This window comes from Verrucomicrobiia bacterium, assembly GCA_035460805.1.
Taxonomy (GTDB): Bacteria; Patescibacteriota; UBA1384; order CAILIB01; family CAILIB01; genus DATHWI01.
Map to the genome: position 1 here is coordinate 1 of DATHWI010000085.1, position 1,871 is coordinate 1,871.

Genomic DNA, 1,871 nt, shown 5'->3' on the forward strand with positions numbered 1-1,871 from the left:
TGACCCCTTCATGAGCATCAAAGAGGCAGCACGCCGCAGGGATTTCACCATCAACACCCTTTGCGCCAACCCGCTGACCGGCGACATTTATGACCCGCATGGTGGGGTGAAGGACCTGGAAGAGAAAATACTGCGCGTTACCGATGCGGAACTTTTTGCTGATGATCCCTTGCGTGTCATGCGTGGCATTCAGTTTGTAGGGCGCTTTGACCTGGCCATAGACCCTGAGAGCTATGAAGTGATGCGTGACATGGTCCCTCATCTCAAGCACCTGTCCCGTGAACGGTTTGTGGCGGAGTGGCAAAAGCTGCTCTTAAAGTCCGAAGTGCCTTCCAAAGGATTAAAGATGGCCATGGAAATGGGTATCTTCCATGAGACGTACCCAGATTTCCCCCCACTTGCGGAGACTGAGCAAGACCCAGAGTTTCACCCTGAAGGGGATGTGTGGACCCACACCTTGATGGTGGTCGACAAGGGCGCGGAAGGCATTAAGAAAAGGGATACTGATCCGGAGAAGGCGTTTACCGTAATTTTGGCAGACCTTTGTCACGACCTTGGGAAACCTGCCACTACGGAGCATATTGATGGCCACATCAGGGCGTTGGGGCATGAGGCGGCGGGCGTGGAGCCTACCGAGCGGTTCCTGGATTCCATTGGGATAGTTGGCAAAGGCAATATTCAGCGCCAAAAGGTACTCAATTTGGTGCGCGACCACATGATGCCACACCAGCTCTATAAAACAGAAGTGGAGCATGGGAACGCGATAGGCAAGGGCGCTATACGCCGGTTAGCGGCACGGATCTACCCAGCTACCATGGAAGAGTTGGTCATGGTGGCCGAAGCCGATTACTTGGGCAGGGGCCCATTCCCCGATGGGGAAGGGAACCTGAAGATGCCCGACGATTTCCCCGCCGCACCTTGGCTCATGGAGCGCGCCAGAGAAGTGGATGTGGAGCAGGGCAAGCCTGCCGACCTGCTTATGGGTAGGGAGTTGGTTGAGATAGGGTACCAGCCGGGGAAGAGTTTTAAAGACATCCTAAGGCTGGCTAACGAACTGCGCGATACCTTGGATTACGACCACGATGACGTGATGGGCATCCTCCGGGAAAGCCCACAGAAAGACGCCATTGAGACACTGGAGCTGGCCTTGGAGCGGGGTTGGCGCCCTACTAAGTAGGTAACTTTTAATTAGATTGAAAGAGCATAAGAATGCTTTTTTGTATGTATACAAATGTATAATTAAATATACATAAAATAATTTTAACCTATAAAATACGTATTATGCTATTGACATAAATACGAAAATGTGGTAGGATTCCGCCAATGATCAAAGGTGGCGGGAAACCGTGCACCTTTGACGAAGGAACTTACCATGAAACTGAGAAACCTTACCGAAATAATTGAGAGCCTGCAGCTTGCGGCTTTTGTCCTTATGGCACCTGTCGTTCTTACCTCCCTCCTTCTCGCCTTTCTCAGTGGGGGTTGGTGGTGCCTGGCCGGGGGTTACTCCGCAGTATGGGTGGTTACTTTTGTAATCCAGTCGTTGGATATGCCGGAGCCCGATGAAAAATATCCACACGCTATTACTGCTGTAACACTCTATCCACTATTGCTAGTTGCTTGGTTGATCATTTGTCTCATCCAGTGGGCCCAGCACCGTATAGACCTTAAAAACCCCCGCATTGCAGAAATCCTTCTCACCCAACAGCGGATAGAAGAAATGCAGAGGGCGCTTGAGGTCTTCTCGGTCAGCACTGTCGGCGAAGCACTCTACAAGAAGCTTGGGAACGAGCTGAACATGCAGGAAAAAGAACTGCAACACCTAAGAAGCTACCCGCGCGAGGAGGCGGAAAGGGTGGCGGAAGAGATCC

Annotated in this window: 2 protein-coding genes; both read left to right on the plus strand. The window is 51.7% G+C overall.

Annotated features, from left to right (window positions below):
- Nucleotides 1-1,177: HD domain-containing protein (locus VLA04_03285; GenBank protein HSI20706.1), on the plus strand; the 1,177-nt coding region annotated here is incomplete at its 5' end.
- Nucleotides 1,178-1,372: 195 nt separating this feature from the next.
- The coding region (locus VLA04_03290; protein ID HSI20707.1) for a hypothetical protein at nucleotides 1,373-1,871 on the plus strand (499 nt) is incomplete at its 3' end.